Below are 4,187 nucleotides of genomic sequence, written 5' to 3'. Positions count from 1 at the left end.
CAAGGGGGCGCCGCCAGCGGCCCGGCAAAGCCGGTTCCGCGGCGTCTGCTGGGTTTTCCTGATCCTGGAAGCACCTATGAAGCACTTTCGCCTGTTGGCTGCCCTCGCGACCGCCCTGACCCTCGCTGCCTGCGGCAAGGGCGAGGACGACACCCCGGCGGAAGCCAACCAGGCGACGCTCACCGTCAGCCGCGTCGGCCAGGGCCAGGTGCAGTCGAGCCCCGGCGGCATCGACTGCGGCAGCGTCTGCGCGAAGAGCTTCGCGGCCGGCGCCTCGGTGACGCTGAGCGCCGAGCCGGCCAGCGGCTACGACTTCGTCGGCTGGAGCGGCAGCGGCCTCGACTGCAAGGGCACCGGCGACTGCGCGGTGGCGGTCGAGAGCTCGAAGGCGGTGACCGCCACCTTCAGCCAGCAGGCCGGAACGCGCTTCAACCTCGCGCTGACGATCGCCGGCTCCGGCAGCGTCAGCGCCGACGTCGGCGGCCTGACCTGCGCCACCGCCAGCGACTGCATCGGCAACTACGCGGCCAACAGCGCCGTCACGCTGACCGCCGCGCCGGCCACCGGCTACGCCTTCAGCGGCTGGAGCGGCAGCGGCCTCGCCTGCACCGGCAGCACCTGCCAGGTGCAGATGGGCAGCGCCCGCTCGGTCACCGCCACCTTCACCGCGGTACCGACCGCGAACTTCGCGCTGAACGTGATCCTGAGCGGCTCGGGCAGCGTCAGCTCGTCGCCGGCCGGCATCAGCTGCGGCACCACCTGCAACAAGAGCTTCGCGCAGGGCAGCAGCGTCACGCTGACCGCCACGCCGAACAGCGGCTTCACCTTCAGCGGCTGGAGCGGCGCGGGCTGCACCGGCAGCGGCAGCTGCAAGGTGACGATGAGCAACGCGCAGAGCGTCACCGCGAGCTTCACGCCGACGCCGTCCGGCATGGCGGCCATCAACGTCAAGGTCGACGGCAGCGGCAGCGTGCTGTCGGCGCCGTCGGGCATCAACTGCCCTGGCGACTGCAGCGAATCGCTGCCGATGGGCACCCAGGTCAAGCTGACCGCCCAGGCCGCCGCGAAGCAGCGCTTCACCGGCTGGACCTCCGGCTGCACCGGCACCGACGCCACCTGCAACGTCACGCTGTCGAGCGCGACCTCGGTCAATGCGGCGTTCCAGGCCATCACCTACACGCTGACGGCGACCAAGACCGGCTCGGGCAGCATCACCTCGTCGACCGGCGGATTGAATTGCGGCGCGACCTGCGCGGTGAGCCTGGAGACCGGCACCGCGACCACGCTGACCGCGACGCCGGCCGAGGGCTTCCAGTTCGCCTCGTGGGGCGGCGCCTGCGCGAGCAGCAAGGTGGCGACCTGCAGCCTGACGATGAGCGCGAACCAGGCGGCCAGCGCGACCTTCACCGAGAAGCCGAAGTACACGCTGACGGTCGCGAGCGCCGGCGCCGGCAGCGGCACCGTGGCGATCGCGACGCCGACCGGGCTCAGCTGCGGCGCGTCGTGCACGCAGAACTTCGCATCGGGCACCGTCGTGACGCTGAACGCGACGCCCGGTGCGAGCGCCACCTTCAGCGGCTGGAGCGGCGCCTGCACCGGCACCGGCGCCTGCACGGTGACGATGACGCAGGCCGCATCGGTCACCGCCAGCTTCGCATCGACCGCACCGGCCGACACCACGCCGCCCACCGTCTCGAGCACCACGCCGGCCACCGGCGGCACCTCGATCGGCATCGCGACCACCGTGTCGGTGAGCTTCTCCGAAGCGGTCAACTGCAGCAGCGTGACGAGCGCGAGCTTCGGCATCACCGGCGTCAGCGGCACGGTCTCGTGCAGCGGCTCGACCGCGATCTTCACGCCGGCAGCGAGCCTGGCGTACGCGACCAGCTACACCGCGCAGGTGACGACCGCGGTGAAGGACACGGCCGGCAATGCGATGGCGGCCGCGAAGTCGTGGGCCTTCACGACCGGCGCGGCACCGGTCGCGGGCGGCGCGTTCAGCTTCATGGCCTACGGCGACAGCCGCTCGGGCAACGGCTGCGACGGCAACACGGCGCACATCGCGCTGGTCGGCCGCATGGTGGCCGAGCCGGCGTCGTTCGTGTTCAACCTCGGCGACATGATCACCGGCTACGACAAGTCGACCAACTGGGTCCAGCGCGGCGATTGCCCGAGCGATGCGTCGAAGGGCAGCTTCAAGGAGATCATCGCGCCGCTGCAGACCAAGACGCCGGCCGCCGGCCTGCCGGTCTTCTACTACCCGGTGGTCGGCAACCACGACGACAACTTCGGCGACGGCTGGTACCCCGACAAGTTCGGCGACGGCTTCTGCAGCGTGTTCGACCCGAAGCAGCTGGTGCCCAACCACACGCAGAACAAGGCGTACTTCAAGGACTGGACGACCTCCAGCATCAAGCACTACAGCGATGCGGAGTTCTACACCGCCGCCTGCGCGACCACGCGCAACGGCGTGTACCCGGACTTCATGTACTACTCGTTCGACTACAAGAACACCCACTTCGTCGTGCTGCGGATCAACTCCGACTACTTCGACCTGATGGAGTGCTCGAGCAATTGCACCGCGGCGAACGAAGGCAACTACGACGCCTACTACTACAAGCACCAGCTCGACTGGCTGCGCTACGACCTGGCGAAGGCGGTGGCCAACACCGCCATCCAGAACACCGTGGTGCTGATGCACGCGCCGGTGATCTCGTACTCCGACGGCCACGCGCCGGTGGCCTCGTGGCCGACGCTGGTCAAGGAGTTCAGCAAGTACAAGGTGAAGATGGTGATCTCGGGCCACAGCCACGTGTACGAGCGCTCGGTGCCGGTGTATGCCGACGATGCCAACCCGAACGGCGTGCGCGACGATGCCAAGGGCACCGTCTACGTGGTGACGGGCGGCGGCGGCTCGGCGCTGGCCGGTTTCAAGACGCTGGGGCCGCTGAATGCGAAGGCGACCGCGGCGCACCACTACATGAAGCTGGACGTGAACGGCAGCACGCTGACGGTCAAGACGATCGGCAAGGACGGCACCGTCCTCGACTCGTTCTCTAGATAAATTGAATGACATCGCATCCACCTGTCTGAGGGGGATGCGCGGCGCCTCAAGTGCCGGCTCACGTCAGACAATCGGGACTCGCCCGGGTACTGCCCGGGCGCCGTCGTTTTTCCCGAGGTGTTGACGTGGTCATCAGCAGAATCCAGCAGTTCGCGGCAGCCGCCGCATTCGTCGTTGCCGGCCTGGCCGGGTGCAGCGGAGGCGGTGGCGGCGGGTCCGGCGATGGCGGCGGTGAGCCGACCGGCCCGCAGCTCGCGCTGCAGGTGCACGTCGACGGCTCCGGCAGCATCACCTCGACGGTGGCCGGCCTCGGCTGCAGCAGCGACTGCAGCGTCTCGCTGACCCAGGGCACGAGCTTCGTGCTGAACGCGGTGCCGGCCACCGGCTACGTGTTCAGCGGCTGGGGCGGCGCCTGCAGCGGCACCGGCTCACTCAACAGCACTTGCACCGTGACGATGAGCGCCGCCACGGTGGTGAGCGCAAGCTTCACACCCGGCGGCAGCGCCAGCGGCAAGAGCTGGTTCGTCAGCGCCACCGGCAGCGACAGCGCGGCCGGCACGCTGGCGGCGCCGTTCAAGACGATCACGAAGGCGGTCGGCGTCGCGACCGCCGGCGACACCATCGAGGTGCGCGCCGGCACCTACAGCGAAGCGGTGGTCATCCGCACCGCCGGCACCTCGACCGCGCGCATCACGCTGCGCGGCTACAGCGCCGACCTGCCGGCGCGCCCGGTGCTGCAGCGCAGCGGCACCGGCCCGACGATCTACTTCTACAACGACGCCTGCGACGAAGACGCCATCGGCACCGGCAGCGGCAACACCGACTGCTTCGCCAGCTGGTGGACGGTGCAGGGGCTGGAGGTGCGCGGCAGCACCACCGGCGGCGACGACGGCAACGTGATCAAGATCGACACGGCCAAGGTGCGCATCCAGGGCAACAAGCTGTGCTGCAGCAACGCCGACGTGGTCAAGCTGGTGCGCACCGCGAATGACGTCGAGGTGCTGGACAACGAGATCTTCCAGAGCAGCAGCGTCGTGACGCCGGGCAGCAACGCGCAGGGCATCGACATCGTCGGCGCCAACAACACCCGCGTGGCCGGCAACTACGTGCACGACGTGCCCGA

2 protein-coding genes are annotated in these 4,187 nt (G+C 69.3%); both read left to right on the top strand.

Features of this window, described 5'->3' with window-relative positions; all coding sequences use genetic code 11:
- Positions 1 to 76: 76 nt before the first annotated feature.
- Positions 77 to 3,064: an InlB B-repeat-containing protein gene (locus AC1D01_RS23225; RefSeq protein WP_477870507.1), complete on the top strand. Its 2,988-nt coding sequence runs from the start codon at positions 77 to 79 to the stop codon at positions 3,062 to 3,064.
- Between the two features lie 125 nt (positions 3,065 to 3,189).
- Positions 3,190 to 4,187: right-handed parallel beta-helix repeat-containing protein (locus AC1D01_RS23220; RefSeq protein WP_477870505.1), on the top strand; the 998-nt coding region annotated here is incomplete at its 3' end.

The organism is Rhizobacter sp. P3_B12, assembly GCF_056402895.1.
Note: the sequence above shows the minus strand (reverse complement) of the source record. Positions and strands in the feature narration are given on the sequence as shown.

Excerpts from the sequence above, each read along its gene's own strand:
- AC1D01_RS23225 (WP_477870507.1), top strand. The coding sequence starts at position 77 with ATGAAGCACTTTCGCCTGTTGGCTGCCCTCGCGACCGCCCTGACCCTC.